Consider the following 23,607-nt stretch of genomic DNA (forward strand, 5'->3'; position numbering starts at 1 on the left):
TGCTAAGATGGGCGTGTGAGAACGGCGATCCTGCTGTCGGCCCTGCTCGCGGCGCGCGCGTCCGCCGCGCCGGACCCCGCGGCCCTGGTCCGCTCCGCTTTGCCTCCCGGCTTCGCGCCCTTCGCCTTCGACGCCCCTGTCTCCGTCCGCGTCCCCGTTCCCGTCCTGATGCGCGTCCAGACGGCCGCCGACACGCAGACCGTCGCGCTCGGGCCTCTCCTCGACCGCCATCTCGCCGCGACCGACTCCTTCGCGGGCGCCGGAGGCCGGACGATGGTGGCCGGGACCTTGGACCTCGCCGGCGACGGCTTCCTCGCGGTGACGCCCCCGGGCGGCGCGACGCGCTTCGTCAAGATCGAGCGCGGCATGTCGGGGAGCTGGAGCGACGGCGCGCGCGGCTACCGCGTGAGCCTTTCGGTGAGCATCTTCCGGCCGCGCCTTGCCAACTATATCGTCATTCGGGATGCCGCGACCGGCCAGGTGGTGTGGGAGAAGCGGATCAGCGAGCTGTTCCGCCTGACCTACAGGGCGGGAGAGCCGGTGAACCTCGCCGGGCGTCCCTACCGCCTGTTCTTCTCCGCGCGCCCCGACCTGGGCCTGTGCTTCATCTACGACGACACCAGCGAAGGCGGCCACGAGTACAAGTTCTACATGGTCCCGGCGAAGCAGATCCAGGGCGCGGCGCCCGCTTCCTATAAGATGTACGGCGGGGACGTCGTGAGGCTTCAAGCCTCTTCGGATTTGTCAACCCTTTTCATCACGCGCTGACTCCGCGGCTTGACCCCCGGTATGGACCCCGGGACCGAAAATGGCTAAGATAGCCGCGCAATGGTCGTGTGGGCCGCGCTGGTCGCGGGAATCGTCGCCGTTTTCTTCGCCGGAGTGATGCTTCTGCATCGCTCCCTCTACGTGAGCGCGGTCAGCCTCCTCGTCGTGCTGCTGCAGACCGCGGCGCTCTTCCTCCTCTGCGGCTCGCCCCTGCTCGGCCTGCTCCAGGTCATGATCTACGCCGGCGCGGTGATGGTCCTCGTCGTGATCACGGTCATGGCGGCCGGCGAGGAGGGCGAGCGCTTCGCCGACTTCTCGTTCCCGCGGCCGCTGGCCTGGGCCGGCGTGATCGCGGCCGTTCTCGAGATCGCGCTCGTCCTGTCCCGCGGCGACGCCCCGGCGGCCGTCCCCGTGGACCCGGCGCTCCAGGCGAAGCTCGGCGCCGTCCTTTTCCAGCCCTACGCGCTGGCCACCGAAGCCGTGACCCTGCTCATGTTCCTCGCGGCGCTGGCGATAGCGCCGGAGCGGGAGGCCGCGTGAACCTGACCGCGGTCGTCTGGGCGACGACGGGGGCGTTGTTCTCCTTCGGGCTCATCATCGTCGTCTTCCGCCGCCAGCTCCTGGCCATGCTGCTCGGCCTCGAGCTGATGCTCGCCGCCGTCAACGTGAGCCTCGTCCACCACGCCGGCCTGTTCAACGACGCCGAGGCCCTGGCGGTCGTCGCCCTCGTCATCGCCGTCGCCGCCGCCGAGGCGGTCGTCGGCCTCTCCTTGATCCTGCGCATGCGCCGCGGAGGGCGCGGCGCCGACGCCGCGCTGCTGACGGAGCTGCAGGGATGACCGCCGCCCAAGTGCCGCCGGCCGCCTGGCTCCTGTTCGCGGCTCCCGTGTCGGCGATCCTGGTCGGGTTCTTCGGCTTCCGCCGCTGGAAGCCCGAGTGGACGCATCTGCCGGTCCTCGCCTCGTGCGCGGTCGTCACCGCGTCGGCCTTCTGGCTCGCGGCCCACGTCTACACCGGCCACAGCTTCGACCTGAACCTGTTCCGCTTCGCCGAAGCCGGAGACTGGGCCGTGGACTTCGGCCTGCGCGTCGACGGCCCCGGCGTCGCGGTGCTCGCGATGGTCTCCTTCGTCGGCTCGTTGATCCACCTGTACGCCGCGGGCTACATGAAGGGCGACCCGGGATTCTCGCGGTTCTTCCTGGTCTTTCATCTGTTCTTCCTCGCGATGATCGGCCTGCTGACGGCCAACAACTTCGTCCAGCTGTACCTGTTCTGGGAGCTCGTCGGCGTGGCGTCGTACCTCCTCGTCGGGTACTGGTTCCATAAGGAGACGGCCCGCAAGGCCGCCCTGAAGGCCTTCCTGACCAACCGCGTCGGCGACTTCGGCCTCCTGCTCGCGGTGCTCCTGATCGTCCTCCAGTTCAAGATCACGCATTTCCACCTGCTGTACCTGAAGGCCGCGAGCGGCGCGACCTTCGAGCTCCTGCCCGTGATCGGCGTCCTCCTCGTGTGGGCGGCGTGCGCGAAGTCCGCGCAGTTCCCGCTGTACTTCTGGCTGCCCGACGCGATGGAGGGGCCGACGCCGACCTCGGCGCTGATGCACGCCGCGACGATGGTGACCGCGGGCGTGTTCCTGCTCGTGCGTTCCTGGCCGCTGATCTCGCTCGTCGAAGGCCTGCCGCACCTCATCGCGTGGATCGGGGCGATCACCGCCCTCGGCGCGGCGGTCGTCGCCGGCACGAAGAAGGACCTCAAGAGGATACTCGCCTACTCCACGGTCAGCCACCTCGGCCTCATGATGCTGGCGCTCGGCCTCGGCCAGATCGCCGCGGCGCTCTTCCACCTCATCGTGCACGGCTTCTTCAAGGCCGCCCTGTTCCTCTGCGCGGGCAACGTCGCCCACGCCCTGCATCAGCCGACGGCCAACGTCGACGACGTCGGCGGCCTGCAGAAGAGCATGCGCCTGACCTACCTCTCCTTCCTGCTCGCGGCGCTCTCGCTGGCCGGCGTGTTCCCGCTCGGCGGCTTCTTCAGCAAGGACGCGATCCTCGACGCCGCCTGGCACCACGGCGGGGCCCTGGCGGCGATGGGCATGCTCGTCGCCGCGGGCTCGGCGTTCTACATCTTCCGCATGCTGTTCCTCGCCTTCTACGGCGCGCGCCCCGAGCAGAAGCGGGCGCCGCACGCGCACGAGGCCGAGCCGATCCTGGGAGTGCCGGTGCTGTTCCTGGCGCTGGGCGCCGCGGCCGCGGGCCTGCTCAAGGGGCCGGTCGAGCGCTTCGTGCTCGTGGGTTGGCGCGGCATGCCGAGCGGCCTGGCGGGCCTCGACCTCGTGCTGAACCTGCCCGGCGAGCCGGTCCTGCCTCATCTCAACCTGACGGTGGCGGCCCTGGGGACCTTCATGGCGGCGCTCGGCGCGGCGGCGGCGTGGCGCCTGACGATGTCCGACCCCGGCTTCGACTGGCGCTGGCGCGGCGGCGCGGCCGAGGCGATGTTCGAGTCCGATTTCGGCTGGAAGACCTTCGTCGACTGGTTCGCGTCCGCCGTCTCCCGGCTCGCCGGCTTCACCGGCGGGGTCCTCGACAAGGCCGGGGTGGACGGCGCCGTCGAGGGCAGCGGCGGGTTCGTCCGCGCCGCGGGCGCGGCGATCGCGCGCTCCGCCCAGGGCCGGATCAACGATTATCTGTGGTGGATGCTGGCCGGCACGGCCGTCCTCCTCCTGAGGGTCCTGCGATGAGCGCCCCGCTCACGATGCTGTGGCTGACCCCGCTGGCCGGCGCCGCCGCGTGCGCCCTGCTCGGCTCCCGCGCGCGCTACGCGGCGCTGTTCTTCTCGATGCTCTTCGCGGGACTGGTCGCGGGGGTCGCCTGCGGCCAGAGCGCCGGCGTCCTGTCGGTCATCAACGAGATCGGGCCGGCGTGGGCGTACGGCATCTCCTACCGCCTCTCCGCGGACTCCCTCTCGCTGGGCCTCATCGCGCTCACGGCGTTCCTGAACCTGATCTGCGTCGCCGCGTCCTGGGAGCTCGAGGTCCCGGCGGGGTACTGGGCCTGCTTCCTGGCGCTCGCCTCGGCGCTGACCGGGGTGTTCCTCGCCCGCGACCTGTTCCTCTTCTACGTGTTCTGGGAGGCGACCTTGATCCCGATGTTCTTCATCATCGGCCTGTGGGGCTCGAGCAACCGCCTGCACGCCGCGGTGAAGTTCTTCCTGTTCACCTTCGCGGGCTCGGTGTTCATGCTGCTGGCCCTGCTCGCGCTCGTCAGCGCCCACCACCGCGTCACCGGCGTCTGGACCTGGGACCTCGCGGCGCTCGACGCGTCGACGCTGGGGAGCGCGGCGCCGCTCGTGTTCTGGGGCCTGGTCCTGGGCTTCGCCGTCAAGATCCCCATGTTCCCGCTGCACACCTGGCTGCCCGACGCGCACACCGAGGCGCCGGCCGCCGGCTCCGTCATGCTCGCCGGCGTGATGCTCAAGATGGGCGTGTACGGCCTGCTGCGCGTGGCGCTCCCGCTGTTCCCGACCCTGTCCTTCGACGCGCTGCCCGTCCTCGGCGGCCTGGCCGCCTTCAGCACGATCTACGGCGCGCTGTGCGCGATGGCCCAGACCGACCTCAAGCGCATGATCGCCTACTCCTCCATCGCCCACCTCGGCTTCTGCCTGCTCGGGGTGCTCTCGCGCACGAGCCAGGGCCTCGTCGGCGGGACGCTCCAGCTCATCAACCACGGCCTCACCACCGGCGCGCTGTTCCTGATGGTCGGCTTCCTTTATGAGCGCGCGCACAAGCGCGGCCTCTCCGACTTCGGCGACCTCGCCGCGCGCGCGCCCTGCCTCACGTTCTTCTTCGGCTTCTCGACGCTCGCCTCCGTCGGCCTGCCGGGGCTCAACGGCTTCGTCGGCGAGTTCATGGCCCTTTCCGGCGCACTGGCGGTCCTGCCCATCCTCGCCTTCGCCGGCGTCCTCGGCGTGACCTTGGCCGCCGCGTACGCCCTGCCCGCCTTCCAGGCCGTGTTCTGGGCGCCCGCCGGCCCCGGCTCGGTCAGCGAGAAGGTCGTCGACCTCGACCTTCGGGAGCGCGCCGTGCTCTGGACGTTGAGCCTGCTCATGCTCTGGATCGGCCTGGCGCCGAAGCCGTGGCTGGCCTATTTCGAGCCCGCGCTCCGGGGGCTCGTCCGATGACGATGATGCCGATGGCCCCGCAGGCGGCCCTCGCGGCCGGCGTCCTGGGCGCGCTGTCGCTCGGCCTGATGCGGCGCCCGTCCGCGCTCGCCCTGCGCGCGCTCGCCGTCGCCGCGGTCGCGGGCGCGATGCTCCTGGCCGTCTGCTCCGCGGCCGACGGGTACGCCTCCGCGATCGTCCTCAGCGACTCGAAGAGCATCGGCTGGCAGTATCTGATCTACCTCGGCGCCCTGCCCCTGGCGCTGTGGCTCGACGGCGAGGACGACGTCCTCGTCGCCCTGTTCCTCGGCGCCACGCTCGGCATGTCCTTGCTCGCCGCGGCGTCGAACCTGCCGATGCTGTTCATCGCCCTCGAGTTCATGTCCCTCCCCGCCTACCTGCTCGTCGCCCGGTCGCGGCGGGGCGACCGGGCTTTAGAGGCGGCGATCAAGTATTTCTTCGCGGGCGGCGTCGCCGGGGCCCTGTTCATGCTCGGCCTCTCGCTGTACTACGCCGATACGCGCAGCCTCGCCGCCTCGACCGCGCTCTCCCCGCTCGGCCAGGCCGGCGCGGGCCTGATGGCCGCGGCGGCGCTGTTCAAGCTCGGCGCCTTCCCGCTGAACTGGTGGCTGCCCGACGCCTACGACGCCGCCGCCCCTGAGGTGTCGGGCTTCCTGTCCACGGCGATGAAGTCCGCGGCGGTCCTCTTCCTGATGCGGTTGTGCGAGCTCGCGCCCGAGGCCGGCTTCAGCTCCTTCCTGCCCGCCGTCGGCGCGATCACCGCGCTGGCCGGCTCGGTCATGGCCCTGCGCCAGGAGCGCCTGCAGCGCCTGTTCGCCTACTCCTCGGTCGCCAACGCCGGCCTGCTGATCATCGGCGTCGGCGCGTGGGCGGCGTCTGGCCGCTCCGCCGAGGGCGTCTCCGCCCTCCTGTTCTTCCTCGGCGCCTACGCGTTCATGAGCAACGGGACGTTCTCGTTCCTCAAATTCTCCGGCCTCGAGACGCGGACCCAGCTCAAGGGGAGGGGGGCCGCGATGCCCGCCGCCGCCGCCGCCTTCACCGTCCTGCTCTTCTCCCTCGGCGGCATCCCGCCCACGGGCGGCTTCATGGCCAAGCTCCTCCTCCTGTGGCGCGCCGTGGACGCGGAGCTTTTCTGGCCCGCCGCGGCCGGCGCCGTCTCCGCCTTGATCTCTTTGGCCTACTACCTGGGGATGACCCGCGACCTCTGGTTTGAAAAGGCCGACGAGTCGGTCTCTTTCAGGCCGGACTCCGGCGCCGCCCTCGTCGTCGCCTGCGCCGTCGGCGTCGTGCTCCTCGGCGCGGCCCCCTGGCTGATGTCGTCGCTCTCGGGAGCCCTGACCAGATGAGCAAGCTCTCCCTGTTCGCGCTCGGCGTCAACCTCCTGGTCGTCCTCGGCGTCACGGGGCTGTTCGCCAACGCCGGCCGCCTGTTCGGCCCGCGGCCCAAGCACCAGGGCGACGCCGAGCTCCCGTACGAGACCGGCATGCCGCCGCTGGCGCCCGCCTACGAGCGCATGACCGTCTCCTACTGGCGCTACGCGGTCCTGTTCGTCGTCTTCGACGTGGACCTCGCCTTCCTCCTGCCGTGGGCCCTGTCCCGGCCGGCGCTGTCCCTGGAGTCCATGCTCGCCATCACCACCTTCGCCGCCTTGATGCTTCTGATGCTCGCCTATTTCTGGCGCAAAGGGGTCCTCGAATGCCGTTAGAGAACGAGACGGTGCCCGCGGGCGTCATGACCACCCAACTCGACGCGGCGCTGGGCTGGGCGCGCAAGTACTCCATCTTCCAGTACCCGTTCGTCACCGCGTGCTGCGGCATGGAGTTCATGTCGGTGGCCGCCTCGCACTACGACCTCGACCGCTTCGGCGCGGGCTTCCCGCGCTTCTCTCCGCGCCAGGCCGACGTCCTGTTGGTCGTCGGCACCGTCAGCCACAAGATCGCCCCCGTCCTGCGCCGCATCTACGACCAGATGGCCGAGCCCAAGTGGGTCGTGGCCTTCGGCGTGTGCACGTGCACCGGCGGCTTCTACAATAATTATTCAACGGTTCAGGGGATCGACACCATCATCCCCGTCGACCTCTACATCCCGGGCTGCCCGCCGCGCCCGGAGACCGTCATCCAGGGCCTGACCATGCTCCAGGAGAAGATCCAGAAGACGAGGGGGCAGTTCCGGTGAGCAACCTCCGCGGAGAGCGCCGCGACGTCCCGGCCGCCTCGAACCACGAGGAGCTGACCAAGCTCCGGGCCGCGGGCTACAACATGCTCGTCGACCTGACCTGCGTGGACTACCTGACGAAGGGCCGTCCGCACCGCTTCGACGTGATCTACCGCCTCATGCGCCTGGATCCCGCCACCGGCGAGGACCTCGGCCGCGTGGAACTGCACTGCGCCGTCGACGGCGAGCCCGTCCTGCGCTCGGCCAAGGACATCTGGCCCGCCGCCGACTGGCTCGAGCGCGAGGTCTGGGACATGTTCGGCGTGAGGTTCGCCGACCGTCCCGGCATCAAGCGCCTCCTCATGTACGAGGAGTTCGTCGGCCACCCGCTGCGCAAGGACTACCCGATCGCCAAGCGTCAGCCGCTGATCGGGCCGAAGTCGGGCGACAAGGCGGACAGCCCCAGCTTCAACATCCTGAGACCGACGGTGACGGGCGAATGAAAAAGACATACATGCTGAACATGGGCCCTCAGCACCCCTCCATGCACGGCGTCGTCCGACTCGTCCTCGAGCTCGAGGGCGAGCGGATCGTCGACGTGGACGCCGAGATCGGCTACCTCCACCGCGCCTTCGAGAAGCACTCCGAGAACGAGACCTGGAACAACGTGGTGCCCTGGACCGACCGCTTGAACTACGTCTCGCCGCTGATCAACAACGTCGGCTACGCGATGGCCGTCGAGAAGCTGGCGGGCATCGACGTGCCCGAGCGCGGCCGGTACATCCGCGTCATCGCCTCCGAGATCTCGCGCGTGACCGACCACCTGACCTGCATCGGCGCCACCGCGATGGAGCTCGGCGCGCTGACCGTCTTCCTGTACCTGATCAAGGGCCGCGAGTACCTGTACCAGCTCGTCGACAACCTGACCGGCGCCCGCATCACGACCGCGTTCACCCGCGTCGGCGGCGTCAAGGGCGACCTGCCCCCCGGCTTCGCGGAGAAGTTCCGCGAGATCGCCAAGGAGGTCCGGCTGTGCGTCGCGGAGAGCGACAGGCTCCTGACGCGCAACCGCATCTTCATGGATAGGATGGAAGGCACCGGCAAGCTCTCGCCGGCGGACGCCATCGCCTACGGAGTCACCGGCCCGTTCCTGCGCTCGACCGGCGTCGCCTACGACGTGCGCCGCTCGCACCCGTACGCGGTCTACGACAGGCTCGATTTCGAGGTCCCCGTCGGCTCGACCGGCGACAACTACGACCGCTACCTGTGCCGCCTGGCGGAGATCGAGCAGAGCCTGCGCCTGATCGAGCAGTGCCTGAAGCAGATCCCCGAAGGCAAGCATTCTCTCGAGCCGAAGGAGATCAAGTACGCCTTCGAGATCCAGGACGCGGGCAAGCTCGGCGACACCGCCTTGCTGGCCAAGTACGCCGCCAAGGTGGACCAGACGCTCGAGGGCATGAGCAAGGACGACCAGCCGAACACGCGCGTGCTCGACCGCAAGATCACCTTGCCCGCCAAGGAGAGCACCTACACCAACATCGAAGGCCTGATGAACCACTTCGAGCTCGTGATGTGGTCCTGGGGCGTGAAGATCCCGCCGTCGGAGACCTATTTCGCCGTCGAGGGCGGCAACGGCGAGCTGGGCTTCCACATCGTCAGCGACGGCGGCGACGGGCCCTACCGCGTGCGCTGCCGCCCGCCGTGCCTGTTCCCGATGTCGGCGATGAAGAAGCTCCTGATCGGCGCCCAGATCGCCGACGTGATCCCGACCTTCGGCTCGATCAACATGATCGCCGGGGAGCTCGACCGATGAGCAAAGTGGATTTGAAGTCTCCGTTCACGCCGGAGCAGGAGAAGGTCCTCCTGGGTTGGACGAAGAAATATCCCTACACGAATCTCGGCCTCATCGAGGCGCTGCGGTCCGTCCAGGACTGGCACCGCATGATCACGCCGGAGGCGGCGTCCCGGGTCGCGGACATCTTCTCTTTGCCGTTCAATCACGTCTGGGGCGTGGCCACCTTCTTCCCGACCTTCACGCGCTGGAAGACGGGCGAGAAGCGCGTCGGCGTCTGCCACGGGCTCTCGTGCTACCTCAAGGGCTCCGATAAGGCGGAGAAGTGCCTGGAGAAGACCTTGGGCGTGCCCAAGAAGCAGGCCACGCCCGACGGGAAGCTCTCCTGGGAGACGATGGAGTGCCTCGGCGCCTGCGAGCAGGCCCCGGCCCTCCTGGTCAACGACCGATTGGTGGGGCCGGCGACCGAGGAAGCGATCGCGAAGCTGAAGGATCTCAAATGACCAAGATCCTGACGAAGCACTTCGACGAGCCCAAGCTCCACGAGCTGGAGACCTATCGCCGCCTCGGCGGCTACGAGGCCCTCAAGAAGGCCCTCGGCATGGAGCGCAAGGCGCTCCAGGAAGAGGTGGTGAAGTCCAACCTGCGCGGCCTCGGCGGCGCGGGCTTCCCGGTCGGCTTCAAGTGGAGCACGGTGCCGCCCGAGGACAAGGTCCCGGGGCCGCGCTACGTCGTCGTCAACTGCGACGAGTCCGAGCCCGGCTGCTTCAAGGACCGCGTCCTGGTCACTCGCGCGCCGCATCAGCTCCTCGAGGGCCTGCTGATTGCCTCCTACGTGGTCGGAAGCAAGGATTCGTTCATCTTCATCCGCGGCGAGTACCAGAACCAGTACGACATACTGGAGAAAGCCGTCGCCGAGGCGAAAGCCGCCGGGCTGCTCGGGGACGTCAACATCCATCTCATGCGCGGCGCCGGCGCCTACATCTCCGGCCTCGACACCGCTTTGCTCGAGACCATGGAGGGCAAGAAGGCCTGGCCGCGCCAGCCTCCGCCCTTCCCGACCGTCGCCGGCCTGATGGGCAAGCCCACGGTCGTCAACAACGTCGAGACCCTGTCGATGCTCCCCTTCATCGTGCGCGAGGGCGGCGAGGCCTTCGCCAAGATCGGCTCCGCCAAGAACGGCGGCACCGTCCTGTTCTCCATCTCCGGCCACGTCGAGAAGGAAGGCGTCTATGAAGTCCCCATGGGCACCAAGCTGCGCGACGTCCTGGCGCTCGCCGGCGGCGTGAAGGGGGGCAAGAAGCTCAAGGCCGTCATCCCCGGCGGCACCTCGATGCCGCCCCTGCTCGAGAAGGACCTCGACGTCGCCCTCGACTTCGACGCGATCAAGGCGGCCGGGACCATGCTCGGCGCGGGCGGCATGATCGTTTTAGACGAAACGGTCGACGCCGTGGAAGTCGCGCACAACATCGAGCGCTTCCTGACGCACGAGTCCTGCGGGCAGTGCACGCCGTGCCGCGAGGGCTCGAACTGGTCGGAGCGCATCTTGGAGCGCATGCTCGAGGGCAAGGGCGAGAAGGGCGACACGGAGAACCTCGCGCGCGTGGGCGAGAACATCACGGGCAAGGTCATCTGCGCGCTCGGCGACACGGTCGGGATGGTCACGCGCGCGTGGACCTCGAAGTTCCCGGACGATTTCAAGAAGCGGGTGCCGAACAATGGGTAAAACGGTCAAGTACAAGCTGAACGGGGTCGAGCGCGAGGCCGAGGAGGGCAAGCTCGTCATCGAGGCCGCCAAGGACGTCGGCGTGGAGATCCCGCACTACTGCTACCACCCGGCGCTGGGCAACCCCGGCAACTGCCGCATGTGCATCGTCGAGGTCGCGGGCGCGCCCAAGCCCCAGGTCTCCTGCCGCACGAGCGTGCGCGAGGGCCTCGACGTCAAGACCGACTCCGACCTGGTCAAGCGCGCGCAGGCTTCCGCGCTGGAGCTCCATCTCGTCAACCACCCGCTCGACTGCCCGGTCTGCGACCAGAGCGGCGAGTGCGGTCTTCAGGACTATTACATGAAGATCGGCCAGTACCAGAGCGCGGTGCGCGAGGACAAGGAGCACAAGGGCAAGCGCATCGCCGCCGGCCCCCACATCATGCTCGACCAGGAGCGCTGCGTCCTGTGCACGCGCTGCACCCGCTTCGTCGACAACGTGACCAAGACCCACGAGCTCGGCATATTCGGCATGGGCCACTCGGAGAAGATCGAGGTCACGCCCGGCATGACCCTCGACAACGCCTACTCGGGCAACGTCGCGGACATCTGCCCCGTCGGCGCGCTCACCGACCGCGACTTCCGCTACAAGGTCCGCGTCTGGTACCTCGACAAGACCGACTCGATCTGCCCCGGCTGCGCGCGCGGCTGCAACATCTCCGTGCACACGAACACCGCGCGCCCCTGGCACAACGACGGCAAGCGCGTGGCGCGCCTGAAGCCTCGCGTGAACATGGACGTCAACGGCCACTGGATGTGCGACGACGGGCGCTACGGCTTCGGCAATCTCGACACCGACCGCCTCGGCAAGGTCTTGAGGCTCCGGCCCGAGAAGGCCGAGCTGTCGTGGTTCGACATGGCGAGCGAGCTCGCCGCGCTGCTGAAGAAGGACGGCCTCGCGGTCGTCGCCTCGGGGATGCTTTCCAACGAGGACTGGGCCGCGTACAAGGCCCTGTTCGTCGACACCCTTAAGCTCCAGGACCATTACTTCTCCGCCGAGCCGGACCAGATCGGCGTCGAAGACGCTCTTCTCCGGAGAAAGGAGAAGGTCCCCAACCTGAAGGGCGCCGAGAACCTCGGCCTCAAGAGCGGGTCGTTCGATGAACTGGCCAAGAGTCTGGAGTCGGGAAAGATCAAAACGTTGTACGTGATCGAACGCGACCTCTCCAAGGTGTGGGGGGACAAGGCGGCGTCGTTGCTGGCCAAAGCGAGCGTCTCGATCCTCCAGGGCCCCAACAAGTACGCCTTGGGGGATTCGTTCACCTACCGCCTGCCGGCGACCGCCTACGTCGAGGAAGACGGGCATTTCACCAACTTCGAGGGCAAGGTGGGGACCTACTTCAAGGCGCTGTCTCCCATCGGCGACGCCCGCCCGGACTGGGCCGTCTTCGGCCTCCTGCAGAAGGCCCTGAGCGGCGCGAAGACCCCGGAGGCCGTGGCGTGACCTTCCCGCTTCCGCTGAACGACGTCGTCTTCGCTGTCGCGAAGATTCTTTTCTCGATACTCGGCGTGGGCCTGAGCATCGCGGGCTTCCTCGGCTGGGTCGAGCGCAAGCAGAGCGCGGTGATGCAGGACCGCATCGGCGCCAACCGGGCGTCGATCTTCGGCTTCACCGTTCTCGGCCTCTTCCACCCGATCGCCGACGCGATCAAGCTGCTCACGAAGGAGGACTTCGTGCCGAAGGGCGCGCGCAAGCCGCTGCACGGCCTGGCGCCGATCATCTCGCTGGGCTGCGGCATGTTCTGCCTCGCGGCCCTTCCCTACGGCGGCGTCGTGGACTACGCCGGGCGCGCCTGGGACCTGACGCCGATCGCCCTGCCGATGGGCGTGCCGCTCGTGCTGGCCGCGCTCGCCTTCGGCGTGCACGGCATCGTGATGGCCGGCTACGCCTCGGGCTCCAATTACGGCCTGCTCGGCGCCATGCGCGGCGCGGCCCAGATGATCGCCTACGAGGTGTGCTTGGCCTCCGCGCTGGCCGGCCTTCTCTTCGTCTACGGCACGCTCGACTTCACCGAGGCCGTCCGGTGGCAGGTCTCGCACGGGGTGTGGGGGATCTTCCTCCAGCCGCTCGCCTTCATCATCTTCCTCACCGCCGGCACCGCCGTGACCAAGCGCGTCCCCTTCGACCTCCCCGAGGGCGAGAGCGAGATCGTCGGCTACCACGTCGAGTACTCGGGCATGAAGTTCGGCATGTTCATGATGACCGACTTCTTCGAGTCCATCGTGATCTGCGGCGTCATCACCGCGCTGTTCCTCGGCGGCTGGTCCATCCCTTTCGTCGATTTCCCCTCGCTGGCGGGCCGCTCCGGGCTGTGGGGCCTGTGGCCGGTGGCGGCCGGCGCCCTGATGGTGGGCAGCTCCGTCGGCAAGATACTCCTGATGCTCTTCCTCCTCATGCAGGTGCGCTGGACCTTGCCCCGCTTCCGCTTCGACCAGGTCCTCGACCTCGGCTGGAAGCATCTCCTGCCGCTGGCCCTGATCAACTTCCTCGTCACCGTGTGGGTGGTCTACTTATGGCGATAACCGTCCGGACCGTCAAGCGCCCGGAGCGCACCTTCGCGACCGAGCTCTACCTCGTCGAGATCGTCAAAGGCCTCGGCCTGACCTTCCGGCACCTGTTCGTCAACCTGTACCGGCACTCCAAGCGCGCCCTGGGTCTCAAGGGCCTGCCCGGCTCGGTCACCGTCCAGTACCCGGACGACCCCGCCGTGCTCGGCAAGCGCGCTCGCACCCGCCACCGCCTGCTCAAGCGCGACGACGGCGCCCCGCGCTGCACGGCCTGTCTCCTGTGCGAGACGATCTGCCCGGCCAAGTGCATCCGCATCACGGCCGAGAACGCGCCCGACGTGACCGTCGAGAAGCGGGCCAAGACCTTCGACATCGACCTGGGCATGTGCATCTTCTGCGGCTACTGCGTCGAGGCCTGCCCCGTGGACGCCATCCACATGGACGCCAACGAGGTGGAGCTCTCGTCCTACAACCGCAAGGACATGATCTGGAACATGCCCGAGCTCCTCGGCGACGTCCCCAAGACACCCTCCCGGCCGTGAGGGCCCGCGGCCAGGCCACCGTCGAGTACATGTTCCTCCTCTGCACGGTCCTGTGCCTGGCCCTCCTGACGGGGACCTTCCTCAACAAGTTCGGCCGCGACCTCCTGGATGACATCGCCCTGAAGGTCCTCGACGCCGCGATCACCCTCGCGATGCCGTAACCTTTCGTTCGCCGTTTGTTGGGGCGCGGCGCCTCTCCCCAGCGGCTACACTATCGGCATGAGCACGCGAGACATGACGTTGGGCGGGGTCTGGGGCCTCAACCTCCTGGCGATCTGCGCCTCCAACTTCAACGAGGTCAGGCATTGCCTGGCGGTCCTGGTCCTCTACTCCGCGACGTACTTCCTGTTCGCGCCGCTGCACGCGCTGATCCTGCTGTGCGTGTGGGCGGCCTACTCCCTCGAGAGGGGGGACTCCCCGCTGACCGAGGGCTGCGCGGCGCGGGCGGCCGTGCGCGTGGTCTGCGCGGAGACCGTCCTGTTCTGGGCGCTGTATTGGGGCATGGTGTTCGAGATCCTGCCGCTGCACATGCGGGTGTAGGCGGGCCCTAGCGAGGCGGCGCTTCTTCCGCTATACTGGCCCGGTCATGCCTCCCGGCTTCAAGCCCATAGCCGTCGCCGACATCATGGACATGCTCCTCGTGGGCACGCTCGTGTACGGCATCATGCTGTGGTTCAAGCGCACGAAGGCCGCGTTCGTGGCCCTGGGGCTCCTGTTGCTGGTCGTCGTGTACACGGTGGCCTTCGTCTCGGGCATGTACATGACCGTGCGTATTTTCCAAGGGTTTTTCGCCGTCTTCATAGTCGCGGTGATCGTGATCTTCCAGGAGGAGATCCGCTCGATGTTCGAGCGCATCGCGATCTGGAGCCTCACCGGCGGCGTGCTGCGGGCCGCGCCGACCCACCGCCAGGTCGAGATCCTGGTGAGCTCGCTGGGCGACCTCGCGCGCGAGAACATCGGCGCGCTCGTCGTCCTGCGCGGCCTCGACCCGCTCGACCGCCACATCGAGGGCGGCTGGGACCTGAACGGCGACCTGTCCGAGGCCCTTTTAAAGAGCATCTTCGACTCCCACTCGCTGGGCCACGACGGCGCGTTCATCGTCGAGGAGGGGCGGGTGACCCGGTTCGGCGCGCAGCTCCCGCTGTCCAAGGACTTCTCCAAGATAACGAACCTCGGCACGAGGCATTCCGCGGCCCTGGGGCTGTCGGAGCGCTGCGACGCGATGTGCCTCGTCGTCAGCGAGGAGACGGGCCGGATCTCGTTCGCGCTGCGCGGGGACCTCGTGGGGGTCAAGGACCTCGAGGAGCTTCAGGACGGCATCGAGATCTTCCTGACCAAGCACCTGCCCAAGACCCCGCAGAACTACGTCTACCACTTCGTGACCGAGAACATGCGCGAGAAGGTCATCGCGACCGTCGTCTCGGTCCTGCTCTGGGTGTTCTTCGTCGGCTTCGGAGCGGGACGATGAAGCCCGGCTTCCACGCCCGGCGCCTGGTCAAGCTCCTGACCGGGAGGGGGAGGTCGCTGTCGCCGCTGACCATCCTGACGCACGACCACCCCGACCCTGACGCGCTGGCGAGCGCCTGGGCGCTGGCGCACCTCGCGCAGTCGCTGGGCAAGATCCGCACGCGCATCGTGTACGGCGGCATGATCGGCCGCGCCGAGAACCGGATGATGGCCGAGCGCCTGCTCCTGCCCGCGCGGCCGCTGCGCAAGGGCGAGCTCGCCGGCGTGCCGCACCTGGCGCTCGTGGACACCCAGCCTCCCTTCAAGAACAACCGCTGTCCCCCGCGGCGCATCCCCGACCTTATCCTCGACCACCACCCGCGCCACGCCGACACGCACTCCGACATGGCGCTGATCGACGAGAGCGTGGGAGCGACGACGACCATCCTCGTCGAGGCGCTGAAGGCCGCCGGCCTGCGCGTCCCCGGGCGCCTGGCCACCGCGATCGTCTACGGCATCGGCTCGGAGACGCAGAACCTGGGCCGCGAGGCGACCGCGCGCGACATGGAGGCTTATCAGGCCCTGTGGCCCAAGGCGAACATGAAGACGCTGTGGCGCATCTCCTATCCGCAGCGCTCCGAGGCGTTCTTCATGACCTTGGCCCACGCGGTGCGCGAGGCCTTCGTGGTCGGCCGCGTCGTCGGCGCGAACCTCGGCGAGGTCAGCACGCCCGACCGCGTGGCGCAGATGGCCGACTTCCTCCTGACTCTCGAGAAGATGCAGTGGTCCATCGTGACGGCGCGCTATCAGGGCCGCCTGCACGTGTCCTTGAGGGCCAACGACCCGGGCGCCGGGGCCGGGCGCCTGCTCAAGCGCCTGCTCGGCGGGGGCAACCGCGGCGGCGGCCACGGCATGATCGCCGGCGGCTCCCTCGAGCTCGGGGCGGACGCGCCGGAGCAGGACTGGCGCGCGGCGGAGGAGAAGGTCGTGACCGAGTTCCTGGCGTATCAGGGCCTCAACGCCGACGACCGGCGGCGTCCCTTCCGCGGCGCCTAGCCGGGCGGGTGTTCCCGCCTACTTCCAGCCGATCACCGACCAGCCCTTCTCGGCCATGCAGCGCTGCGTGTACGCGCGCTGGATCTCGTCCGGCGAGCCCGCCTCCCAGGCGCCGTGCGCCAGGCCCGCGGCGGCGCCGACGGCGGCTCCTTCGGCGACGGCCCGCCTGTAGTTCCCCGTGAACGCGCCGAACACCATCCCCATGAAGGCGCCGAAAACCCCGCCGCGGGCGGTCCGGCCCGCGACGCGCTTGGCGGGGTTGGCCTTCAGGTAGGCCTTGGCCTCCTTCAGGCAGAGGTCCGCGTCGGCCTTGGCGGCCTCCTCGCCGCCGGCCTTGTAGCGCTCGTCGGGGTAGACGACCGGGCGCGGGTGGGAGCACGCCGCGAGGGCCAGTACGGCCGCGAAAAGCACGCGCCGAAGCATGCCGAAGTATACCCCCGGAACGGCCGCCGGTCAACGGACGCGCCCCTCAGAACGTCCAGCTGACCGTGTAATCGAGCTCCCGCCCGGACCTCAGAGGAAGGGACTCGACGGTGCGCTGCCGCACGAATTCGGGTATCTCGACGCGGCGGTCGGTCAGGTTTGAGACGGAGACGGCATGGCGGAAGGCGCCGCGCCGGAGGCCGACGCCGGCGTCGATCCAGTACGATGGAGGCAGCCGCGTGCGCAAAGTCTCCATGCTCGAGTAGTGGTTGACGCGGGCGGTCGCGGAGAAGCCTCCGAGCGTACGCCCCAGCCCGGCCGCGACGGTGTAACGCGGCACGGACTTGAAGTTGTAGACCTGCCGCGTCTCGCCCGGGCCCGGCGAGACGTCATGCGCGTCGCCGTGGCTGCCGTGGACGTAGTTGAGACCCAGGTAGGCGCGCGTGCTCCTGTCCTCGTACTTGAGCTCGGTCTCGATCCCCTTGAGCGTGATCTTTCCCGCGTTGTCGTAGAAGTTGATGTTGTTGTACGTGACGCCGTCGCGGACGACGGTTCCGAGGTTGCGGTAGATGGTGTTCAGGTACTCGGCGTAGTAGGCGGTGGCCTGCGCGTACGCGCGCCCGCGGGAGAAGAGCAGGGACAGCTCCGCGGAGCGGTTCTTCTCCGGGGCGAGGGCGGGATTGCCGAGGATCACGGCGGGGCTGCTCGTCGGGGGTCCCAGATAGAGCTCGGCTAAAGCGGGCGCGCGGTAGGACTGTCCCAGGACGAGCTTGACGCTGCTGTGCTCATCGATCATGCAGACGGCCGAGCCGCGGGAGGACATGTTCGAGCCGAACGACTTGTTGCGGGTGTAGCGGCTGCCGAGGAGCAGCTTCCAGGACGGCGGCTCCCAGCCCGCCTGCGCGAACAGCGAGCCGTCCCACGTCGAGGGGTGATCGGAATCCGTCGTCGTCTGGTCGAGCGTCCGATATACCTTCGGGGAGGACTGCAGATAGTCGTGGTCGCCGCCGACCTCCAGGTTGAAGTCCCCGGGGAGCTCGGCGTGGAAGGCCAGGCGGTTCGCCGCCCGGTAGCCCCAGGTGTCGGTGCGCAGGGAGCCGTCGCCGGTGCGGGAGAAGTTCCTCCGCTGGCGGTCGTAGGTCAGGGAGTAGCGCAGCCCGCGCTCCTCGGTTCCCCGGTCGTACGCGTAGCTGAGCAGTTCCTTCTCCTGCTCCTCGTTCGTTCCCAGCCCGGTGGCCGTCGTGATCGCGATCCCGAAGTTCGCCTGCTCGCTGCGCAGCACGTTGACGAGCAGCGAGTGCCCGTCCCGCTCCCCGCGGAAGGTGAAGGAGCGGATATTCAGGGAATCCTTCATGAGGACCGCGTTCCGCGCCCCGTCGGTGAACTCGTACAGCGGCGGCGCGCGGCCGGTCATGTCCGCCGCGATCAGGAACGAGGAGCCGGCCTCGCCTCTCCAGGCGTAGAGGCCTCCGGCGCGCTTGACGTCGGCGGCGCCCTCGAGCTTCCCGTGGCCGGTGCCGACCCCGGCGGTCGCCTGGCCGAAGCCCCCCGCGGCGGGAGGCTTGCGCAGGACGATGTTGATCGCGCCGTTGAGCGCGTTGGAGCCGTAGACGACGGAGGCGGGCCCGCGGAGGACCTCGATGCGCTCCACGGCGTCGATGCCGACCCGGTCCAGGTCGCCCTCCCCGTTATGGGCGCTGAAGGCGGGGACGTTGTCGATCATCACGAGGACCTTGTTGGCGTAGTGCTCCTGGAGGCCGCCGCGGAAGATGGGGATGTTGCGCCGGGAGAAGGTGCGCCAGACCATGACGCCGGGAAGCATCTCCAGGGCCTCGGACACCGAGGCGAACTGGAAGCGCTCGATGTCCCCGCGGTCGATGACGGAGACGTTCGAGACGCTGTCGAGGACGCTTTCGGGCCGGGCGGAGGCGACGGTCAGCATCTTCGCCTCCTCCGCCATGAACCGGAAAAAATCCTCGGCCGGCTCCGCGGCCCGGGCAGCCGTCGCGGCCCAAGCGGCGATCATGAGCGCCGCGGCGATCGTTCGTCGAGGGAGCCGCATGGGTTATAGTTACATTTATTATACGACGCCGCAAGTCTCCGGAAGTCCGGCCCCGGCCTAGGGCGCGGCGATCTCCCGGACGCTCATCTTCTTATAAAGGAGCCCGTTCGTCCCGACGTTGGTGCTTCTCCAGTAGACGGTGATGTTGGGCTTGCCCGTCTCGGTGCCCGGCCGGGCGTCGCTGTTGGTCAACCGGAGCCGCGGGTCGATGCCCGACCTGCAAGCGGCCCCGCCGACGCCGAAGTTCGTCCCGTTGTCGACGAACTCGTTGACCTTCGTCCAGGTTCCGCCGTTGGCCCCGTCGGTCAGGTCCAGGTACAGCTCGGCCTTCACGTTCCCGTCGGGCAGGTCGTAGACGACGTACTTGTATCCGATCCAGGTCCGGTACGGGAGCGTGGACCACATCGCCTTGCTCGCGACCGGGGTCGCGCTCGGATGCGAGGTCTCCTTCTCGAAGTCGATGCGGCCGTCGTAGCGCACGCGGGCCCCCATGCCGCGGGTGTCGCACAGGTTGGCCGTCTCCGAGCCGATGCTGCCGTGGTTGGACCGGGCGATGCCCACGATGCCGCCGTAGGCCGTGCCGTCGTCGGCGACGCGCTGCGCGTAGACGGTCATCTCCACGTTGCGCCAGCTGTCCTGGTGCGCGGGGTCGTGGACGTACATCCGGGGCACCGGGCCCGTGATCGCGAAGACGCCGTTGCCGTCGACGCGGTAGGAGGCGTTGCCGTGGTTGGCGTCGAACCACGGGTCCTGGGGATCGATGCCGCTGAAGCTGCGGGCCGAGCCGTTGTCCCATTTGGAGACCCAGTTCTTGCCGCCCGGCGCCGTGGGATAGAGGTTCTTGACGCCGAAGCGGTCGGCGCCGCCGCTCTGCGCCGCGTTGGAGACCGTGACCGGGATCGAGGCGCTGGCCCGGTTCCCCGCCGCGTCGCGCGCCGTCGCGGACAAGGTGTGCGCGCCGTTGGCCGCGGCCGTGGTGTTCCACGCCAAGGCGTAGGGCGGCGCGGCGACCTCCGCGCCTATGTTCGCCCCGTCCAGCTTGAACTGCACGCCGGCCACGCCGACGTTGTCCGTCGCCGACGCGGCCACGGACGCCGAGCCGGAGACGGTGGCCCCCGAGGCGGGGGAAGTGACGGCCGTCGCCGGCGGCGTGGTGTCGGCGGCGGGCGGGGGCGGGGTCGCGGAGCCGGCGCCGAGCGTGAAGCCGCACACCTGATGCGTGCCGGAGCCGGACTGCAGCGCCAGGTTGTCGAGGCTCGAGGTCGCGGCCTGCTCGCTGCGGAACGAGAAGTTCGACGCGACGGTCCTTTCCGCCGCGCCGGGCGGGGTGACGAACACCGAGTAGCGGCGCGCGGCCGGGTCCACCGCGAGCCGGAAGCGGTAGGTCGCGCCGGAGACGTAAGGGACGGCGGTGTCGGCGGCGTAGGCGCCGCCGTTGCGGGCGTCGATGTAGCCGGCGTTGTTGAAGCGCACGACCGCGGCGACGCTGTTGTAGCCCGACGCCGCGCCCAGCGAGAGCCCGGTCAGGGCGTCGATCCTCCCGGCCCCCGGGACGGCGTCGAAGGTCGCGCCGAAGGCGGCGCTCTGGCGCGCGACGGCCGTGTTCTTCCATCCGGTCGAGGAGGCGAGACAGACCGGAGCCGCGGCGTTCTTGACGGTGACCGTCACGGCCGCGCTCGCCGTCTTGTTGCCCGCCGCGTCGCGCGCCACGGCGGCGAGGTGGTGCGTGCCGTCGGCGGCGGCGGCCGTGTTCCAGGCCGCCGCGTACGGAGCCGTCGTGTCCTCGGCGCCCAGGACGGCGCCGTCGAGCAAGAACTGCACGCCGGCCACGGCGACGTTGTCCGAGGCGCCCGCGGCGACCGAGACGGCCCCGGACACGGCGGCGCCCGAGGCCGGCGACGTCAGGGTGACCGTGGGCGCGACGGTGTCCGGCCCCGGCGCCGCGGGCGTGATCGCGAACGCGCACACCTGATGGCTGCCGGCGCCCGACTGGAGCGCCCAGTTGTCGAGGCGGGAGACCGAGGCCTGCTCGGTGCGGAAGGCGTAGTTCAGCGCCAGGAGCCGCTCCGCGGCGCCGGGGGGCGCGACGTAGACCGAGTAGCGATGGGCGGCCGGGTCGACCGCGAGGCGGAACTTGTAGGTCGCGCCGGCGGTATAAGGGATGGAGGCGTCGGCGGCGTAGACGCCGCCGTTGCGCGCGTCGATGTAGCCGGCGTTGTTGAAGCGCACGATCGCCGCGAGGCTCGCGTAGCTCGAGGCGGCGTTCAGGGAAAGGCCGGTCAGGGCGTCGATCCTGGCGGCGCCCGGGATCGCGCTGAAGGTCGCGCCGAACGAGGCGCTCTGCGAGGCGAGGGCGTTGTTCTTCCACGCGGCCGCGGAGGCGAGGCATTGCCCCCGCGCCTGGCCGGCGGCGAGCGCGCTCAGCGCGGCCGAGGCGGCGAGGATCTTGAGTGAGGAGAATCGGATGTTCATGGAGGCACCTCTCGGCCCGATTCTAGATATGCGCGGGCGCGGCGGCCATGGAGGAAAGGTCAAGTTAATCTTGCCGCTATTTGGCGAGGGTGAAGGTCTGATAGACCTTGCCGCCGTCCCGGGTCGTGATGACGGCGATGTACACCCCCGACGGGGCGAGTCCCCCGGACGCCTCGCGCCCGTTCCAGACGAGGGGGCCGCCGTTCGAGGACTCGTGGAAGACGCGGCGGCCCCGGATGTCGACGATGGACACCTCGCGGGCGTCCGGCCCGAAGACCGCCCGGTCGTTGACGCCGTCGGCCAGCGCGGGCGTCAGCACCCTCTGCGGGGCCTTGGCCTCGGCCGCGGCGGGCGCGGCGGCGGCCCGCCCCGCGGCGCCGTAGGCCGCCGCCGGTTCGCCCGTCGCGAAGAGGTAGTCGGGGGATACGGCGAGCAGGCCGGCGGCGTCCCGGGACCGGACGCGGAAGTGGTAGAGCGCCTCGGAGGCGAGCCCCGTCAGGGAGACCCCGCGGCTGACGACCTTAATCGAGCTCAACGGCGTCGCGTCCCCGTAGTCCTGCGTCATCCCGTACTCGACCTGGGCGTCCGCCGGCTCGCTCGTCGTCCAGGAGACGACCGCGCCGTCGGCGGTGAGCGCGGAGGCCGAGACCTCGCCGATGACGGGGGGCGTGTTGTCCGTCGTCACGCGGACGATGGGCGAGGTCGCGGCGCGGCCGGCGGCGTCGCGGACGACGGCGGCGAGCGCGTGCGTGCCGTCGCCGGCGAGAGAGGTGTCCCAGCCCAGGGTGTAGGGCCCCGCGGTCAGCGGCGGGCCCAGGTCCTGGCCGTCGAGCAGGAACTGGACGCTCGCCACACCGGCGCCGGCGCTCGCGTTGGCCGACACCGTCGCGGTGCCCGAGACGACGGCGCCCGCCGGCGGGGTCATGATGAGGACGAGCGGCAGGGCCTGCCCGGAGGCGGGGATATCGCGGGAAGGCGGCGGCGTCGTGAAGGTGAGGTCTTCCGAGACGGACAGCAGGCCGGCGGCGTTGCGGGACTTGGCCCGGTAGTGGTAGAGCGCGCCCGGGACCAGGCCGGTCAGCCGCACGGAGTGGCTCGTCGCGGGCGGGCTGTTCAGGAAGACGGAGTTGGCGTAGGCCTCGGACGGGCCGTAATCCACCTCGGCGTCGGCAGCCTGGTCCGTCGTCCAGGAGATCACGGCGCCGGTCCCGCCCTCGGCGGCGGCGGACACGCCGCTGATCGCCGGGGGCGGGGACGGGCCCTGCGCCCGCGCCGCGACGGCCAGCGCGAGCAGCAGGGCCGCGGCGCCCGGGCTCACCGGTCGGCGCCCGTCGGCATCATGACCCGCGTGTTGTCGGCCTCGAACTGCAGCGCCTCGAGCAAGGACGAGGATTTCCCCGAGGCGGCGAGCCGCGCCGTCTTCAGGTACTCGGCGCGGGCGTCGGCGACGCCCCGCTTGCCGGTGACGATCTCGTCGGCCAGGTTCAGGGCCAGGCGGTTCTTCGCCTCGCTCTCCGAGGCGAAGCCGAGCTCGCCCGCGGTCTGGCTGACGATGATCCTCGGGTTGAAGCGCGTCAGCTCGGCGACCTTGTCGTTCGGGACGAGATAGCCGATGCTCTGCTCCAGGACGTCGGTGCGCGTCACGGCGGGGTCGCGGTGCTGCCGCCGGCGGTAGACGATGGTCCTTTTCCACTCGCCGTTGTTGAACCAGACCATGGTATCGCGGTCGAACTGGTCGGGGCGACCGTACTTCTCGAGCAGAAGCCCGGCGGTGTTCCGCGAGCGCGGCGGCCAGCGCTGGATGATCGCCTCCGGCGCCTCGCCGGGCGTCGCGCTGACGACCCGGGCGGCTCGCTCGGGGGTCCGGCCGGCCCGGGGCTGATCCGCGGCGGACGCCCAGATGAGCATGGTCAGTATCCCCAGTCCTGCGGCGCACGAGTTACGGACGACGGTGATCTTCACCATGAATCCTCCTGCACGTCTTTCACGGTCATTGTAGTCGTCCGGGCCGCGGCGGGTCCATAAAGGGAGCGTAAACGAATTTTGGACTTCTTATGTCGCCTCCGGCCGGGGGGCCTAAAGACCCCCGGCCCCGGCGACCGAAGGGCCCTAGGAGCCCGGCGGGGGTCCGCGGTAGACTCTTCGCATGATCCGACGCCTGATCTCCGCCGCGCTGATCGTTTCCGTGACCGTGCCGACCCCGGGCGGGAGCTTCTACGAGGCGTGCGCCCAGACGATCGCCGCGCCCGCCGCGCGCGCCGGAGTCTCCGGCTCCGCGGGCGCCGCCGCCGTCCTCCGCCTCGAGCTCTCCGCGCCGTCGCTCGGCGCCGCCCTGCCCCGCGCGTCGCTCGACGGCTCCTTGTCCGCCGCGCCGGCCCCGCTGCCCTCCGCGCTCTCCGCCGTCCCCGTTTCGCCGGTCGCGGCGGTCGCGGCGGCCGCGCCC

At 69.6% G+C, this 23,607-nt stretch carries 25 protein-coding genes; 20 read left to right on the plus strand and 5 right to left on the minus strand.

The window, feature by feature from the left end; translation table 11 throughout:
• Window positions 1-15: 15 nt before the first annotated feature.
• Genes HYV14_16400 through HYV14_16490 form a run of 19 tightly spaced genes read left to right on the plus strand, consistent with a single transcriptional unit; the run spans window position 16 to window position 16,207 of the window.
• Window positions 16-768: a hypothetical protein gene (locus HYV14_16400; GenBank protein MBI2387568.1), complete on the plus strand. Its 753-nt coding sequence runs from the start codon at window positions 16-18 to the stop codon at window positions 766-768.
• A 60-nt stretch (window positions 769-828) separates the two neighbouring features.
• Window positions 829-1,308: an NADH-quinone oxidoreductase subunit J gene (locus tag HYV14_16405; protein ID MBI2387569.1), complete on the plus strand. Its 480-nt coding sequence runs from the start codon at window positions 829-831 to the stop codon at window positions 1,306-1,308.
• Window positions 1,305-1,607, plus strand: coding sequence for an NADH-quinone oxidoreductase subunit K (locus HYV14_16410; GenBank protein MBI2387570.1), 303 nt, complete (start codon window positions 1,305-1,307; stop codon window positions 1,605-1,607). The genes HYV14_16405 and HYV14_16410 overlap by 4 nt, the downstream gene beginning before the upstream one ends.
• The gene (locus HYV14_16415; GenBank protein MBI2387571.1) at window positions 1,604-3,505 is read left to right on the plus strand and encodes an NADH-quinone oxidoreductase subunit L; all 1,902 of its coding nucleotides are present in this window, start codon (window positions 1,604-1,606) and stop codon (window positions 3,503-3,505) included. The genes HYV14_16410 and HYV14_16415 overlap by 4 nt, the downstream gene beginning before the upstream one ends.
• On the plus strand, window positions 3,502-4,944 hold the full coding sequence (locus HYV14_16420; GenBank protein MBI2387572.1) for an NADH-quinone oxidoreductase subunit M: 1,443 nt from the start codon (window positions 3,502-3,504) through the stop codon (window positions 4,942-4,944). The genes HYV14_16415 and HYV14_16420 overlap by 4 nt, the downstream gene beginning before the upstream one ends.
• Window positions 4,941-6,290, plus strand: coding sequence for a hypothetical protein (locus HYV14_16425; GenBank protein MBI2387573.1), 1,350 nt, complete (start codon window positions 4,941-4,943; stop codon window positions 6,288-6,290). The genes HYV14_16420 and HYV14_16425 overlap by 4 nt, the downstream gene beginning before the upstream one ends.
• Window positions 6,287-6,649: an NADH-quinone oxidoreductase subunit A gene (locus HYV14_16430; GenBank protein MBI2387574.1), complete on the plus strand. Its 363-nt coding sequence runs from the start codon at window positions 6,287-6,289 to the stop codon at window positions 6,647-6,649. Before HYV14_16425 ends, HYV14_16430 begins: the two co-directional genes overlap by 4 nt.
• On the plus strand, window positions 6,640-7,119 hold the full coding sequence (gene nuoB / locus HYV14_16435; protein ID MBI2387575.1) for an NADH-quinone oxidoreductase subunit NuoB: 480 nt from the start codon (window positions 6,640-6,642) through the stop codon (window positions 7,117-7,119). The genes HYV14_16430 and nuoB overlap by 10 nt, the downstream gene beginning before the upstream one ends.
• Window positions 7,116-7,601: an NADH-quinone oxidoreductase subunit C gene (locus HYV14_16440; protein MBI2387576.1), complete on the plus strand. Its 486-nt coding sequence runs from the start codon at window positions 7,116-7,118 to the stop codon at window positions 7,599-7,601. Before nuoB ends, HYV14_16440 begins: the two co-directional genes overlap by 4 nt.
• A complete protein-coding gene (locus tag HYV14_16445) occupies window positions 7,598-8,911 on the plus strand; it encodes an NADH-quinone oxidoreductase subunit D (protein ID MBI2387577.1) in 1,314 nt (437 codons plus the stop codon). The genes HYV14_16440 and HYV14_16445 overlap by 4 nt, the downstream gene beginning before the upstream one ends.
• Complete coding sequence (locus HYV14_16450) at window positions 8,908-9,393, plus strand: NAD(P)H-dependent oxidoreductase subunit E (protein ID MBI2387578.1); 486 nt, start codon at window positions 8,908-8,910, stop codon at window positions 9,391-9,393. The genes HYV14_16445 and HYV14_16450 overlap by 4 nt, the downstream gene beginning before the upstream one ends.
• A complete protein-coding gene (nuoF, locus tag HYV14_16455; GenBank protein MBI2387579.1) occupies window positions 9,390-10,616 on the plus strand; it encodes an NADH-quinone oxidoreductase subunit NuoF in 1,227 nt (408 codons plus the stop codon). Before HYV14_16450 ends, nuoF begins: the two co-directional genes overlap by 4 nt.
• On the plus strand, window positions 10,609-12,099 hold the full coding sequence (locus HYV14_16460) for a (2Fe-2S)-binding protein (GenBank protein ID MBI2387580.1): 1,491 nt from the start codon (window positions 10,609-10,611) through the stop codon (window positions 12,097-12,099). The genes nuoF and HYV14_16460 overlap by 8 nt, the downstream gene beginning before the upstream one ends.
• A complete protein-coding gene (locus tag HYV14_16465) occupies window positions 12,096-13,178 on the plus strand; it encodes an NADH-quinone oxidoreductase subunit H (protein MBI2387581.1) in 1,083 nt (360 codons plus the stop codon). The genes HYV14_16460 and HYV14_16465 overlap by 4 nt, the downstream gene beginning before the upstream one ends.
• The gene (locus HYV14_16470; protein ID MBI2387582.1) at window positions 13,169-13,705 is read left to right on the plus strand and encodes an NADH-quinone oxidoreductase subunit I; all 537 of its coding nucleotides are present in this window, start codon (window positions 13,169-13,171) and stop codon (window positions 13,703-13,705) included. The genes HYV14_16465 and HYV14_16470 overlap by 10 nt, the downstream gene beginning before the upstream one ends.
• Window positions 13,702-13,866, plus strand: coding sequence for a hypothetical protein (locus tag HYV14_16475; protein ID MBI2387583.1), 165 nt, complete (start codon window positions 13,702-13,704; stop codon window positions 13,864-13,866). Before HYV14_16470 ends, HYV14_16475 begins: the two co-directional genes overlap by 4 nt.
• A 58-nt stretch (window positions 13,867-13,924) precedes the next feature.
• Window positions 13,925-14,245: a hypothetical protein gene (locus HYV14_16480; GenBank protein MBI2387584.1), complete on the plus strand. Its 321-nt coding sequence runs from the start codon at window positions 13,925-13,927 to the stop codon at window positions 14,243-14,245.
• A gap of 46 nt (window positions 14,246-14,291) precedes the next feature.
• Window positions 14,292-15,173: a DNA integrity scanning protein DisA nucleotide-binding domain protein gene (locus HYV14_16485; protein MBI2387585.1), complete on the plus strand. Its 882-nt coding sequence runs from the start codon at window positions 14,292-14,294 to the stop codon at window positions 15,171-15,173.
• Window positions 15,170-16,207, plus strand: a complete 1,038-nt coding sequence (locus HYV14_16490; protein ID MBI2387586.1) for a DHH family phosphoesterase — start codon at window positions 15,170-15,172, stop codon at window positions 16,205-16,207. Before HYV14_16485 ends, HYV14_16490 begins: the two co-directional genes overlap by 4 nt.
• A gap of 18 nt (window positions 16,208-16,225) precedes the next feature.
• On the opposite strand, the gene HYV14_16495 is transcribed toward HYV14_16490, so the two are convergent.
• From HYV14_16495 to HYV14_16515, 5 genes are all read right to left on the minus strand, one after another.
• The gene (locus tag HYV14_16495) at window positions 16,226-16,630 is read right to left on the minus strand and encodes a cell envelope biogenesis protein OmpA (GenBank protein ID MBI2387587.1); all 405 of its coding nucleotides are present in this window, start codon (window positions 16,628-16,630) and stop codon (window positions 16,226-16,228) included.
• 46 nt (window positions 16,631-16,676) lie between these two features.
• Complete coding sequence (locus HYV14_16500; protein ID MBI2387588.1) at window positions 16,677-18,692, minus strand: TonB-dependent receptor; 2,016 nt, start codon at window positions 18,690-18,692, stop codon at window positions 16,677-16,679.
• Window positions 18,693-18,749: 57 nt separating this feature from the next.
• Complete coding sequence (locus HYV14_16505; GenBank protein MBI2387589.1) at window positions 18,750-21,164, minus strand: Ig-like domain-containing protein; 2,415 nt, start codon at window positions 21,162-21,164, stop codon at window positions 18,750-18,752.
• 76 nt (window positions 21,165-21,240) lie between these two features.
• Entirely contained in the window at window positions 21,241-22,482 is a 1,242-nt protein-coding gene (locus HYV14_16510) for a fibronectin type III domain-containing protein (GenBank protein ID MBI2387590.1), read from the minus strand.
• A complete protein-coding gene (locus tag HYV14_16515) occupies window positions 22,479-23,129 on the minus strand; it encodes a hypothetical protein (GenBank protein MBI2387591.1) in 651 nt (216 codons plus the stop codon). The genes HYV14_16510 and HYV14_16515 overlap by 4 nt, the downstream gene beginning before the upstream one ends.
• A gap of 181 nt (window positions 23,130-23,310) precedes the next feature.
• Here HYV14_16515 and HYV14_16520 point away from each other — a divergent pair.
• A partial coding sequence (locus tag HYV14_16520; protein MBI2387592.1) for a hypothetical protein occupies window positions 23,311-23,607 on the plus strand: 297 nt, incomplete at its 3' end.

The organism is Elusimicrobiota bacterium, from assembly GCA_016182905.1.
Lineage (GTDB): Bacteria > Elusimicrobiota > Elusimicrobia > UBA1565 > UBA9628 > GWA2-66-18.

Excerpts from the sequence above, each read along its gene's own strand:
- HYV14_16405 (MBI2387569.1), top strand. The coding sequence starts at position 829 with ATGGTCGTGTGGGCCGCGCTGGTCGCGGGAATCGTCGCCGTTTTCTTC.
- HYV14_16420 (MBI2387572.1), top strand. The coding sequence starts at position 3,502 with ATGAGCGCCCCGCTCACGATGCTGTGGCTGACCCCGCTGGCCGGCGCC.
- nuoB (MBI2387575.1), top strand. The coding sequence starts at position 6,640 with ATGCCGTTAGAGAACGAGACGGTGCCCGCGGGCGTCATGACCACCCAA.
- HYV14_16480 (MBI2387584.1), top strand. The coding sequence starts at position 13,925 with ATGAGCACGCGAGACATGACGTTGGGCGGGGTCTGGGGCCTCAACCTC.
- HYV14_16505 (MBI2387589.1), bottom strand. The coding sequence starts at position 21,164 with ATGAACATCCGATTCTCCTCACTCAAGATCCTCGCCGCCTCGGCCGCG.
- HYV14_16445 (MBI2387577.1), top strand. The coding sequence starts at position 7,598 with ATGAAAAAGACATACATGCTGAACATGGGCCCTCAGCACCCCTCCATG.
- HYV14_16460 (MBI2387580.1), top strand. The coding sequence starts at position 10,609 with ATGGGTAAAACGGTCAAGTACAAGCTGAACGGGGTCGAGCGCGAGGCC.
- HYV14_16415 (MBI2387571.1), top strand. The coding sequence starts at position 1,604 with ATGACCGCCGCCCAAGTGCCGCCGGCCGCCTGGCTCCTGTTCGCGGCT.
- HYV14_16450 (MBI2387578.1), top strand. The coding sequence starts at position 8,908 with ATGAGCAAAGTGGATTTGAAGTCTCCGTTCACGCCGGAGCAGGAGAAG.
- nuoF (MBI2387579.1), top strand. The coding sequence starts at position 9,390 with ATGACCAAGATCCTGACGAAGCACTTCGACGAGCCCAAGCTCCACGAG.
- HYV14_16485 (MBI2387585.1), top strand. The coding sequence starts at position 14,292 with ATGCCTCCCGGCTTCAAGCCCATAGCCGTCGCCGACATCATGGACATG.
- HYV14_16470 (MBI2387582.1), top strand. The coding sequence starts at position 13,169 with ATGGCGATAACCGTCCGGACCGTCAAGCGCCCGGAGCGCACCTTCGCG.
- HYV14_16500 (MBI2387588.1), bottom strand. The coding sequence starts at position 18,692 with ATGCGGCTCCCTCGACGAACGATCGCCGCGGCGCTCATGATCGCCGCT.
- HYV14_16490 (MBI2387586.1), top strand. The coding sequence starts at position 15,170 with ATGAAGCCCGGCTTCCACGCCCGGCGCCTGGTCAAGCTCCTGACCGGG.
- HYV14_16495 (MBI2387587.1), bottom strand. The coding sequence starts at position 16,630 with ATGCTTCGGCGCGTGCTTTTCGCGGCCGTACTGGCCCTCGCGGCGTGC.
- HYV14_16430 (MBI2387574.1), top strand. The coding sequence starts at position 6,287 with ATGAGCAAGCTCTCCCTGTTCGCGCTCGGCGTCAACCTCCTGGTCGTC.
- HYV14_16425 (MBI2387573.1), top strand. The coding sequence starts at position 4,941 with ATGACGATGATGCCGATGGCCCCGCAGGCGGCCCTCGCGGCCGGCGTC.
- HYV14_16515 (MBI2387591.1), bottom strand. The coding sequence starts at position 23,129 with ATGGTGAAGATCACCGTCGTCCGTAACTCGTGCGCCGCAGGACTGGGG.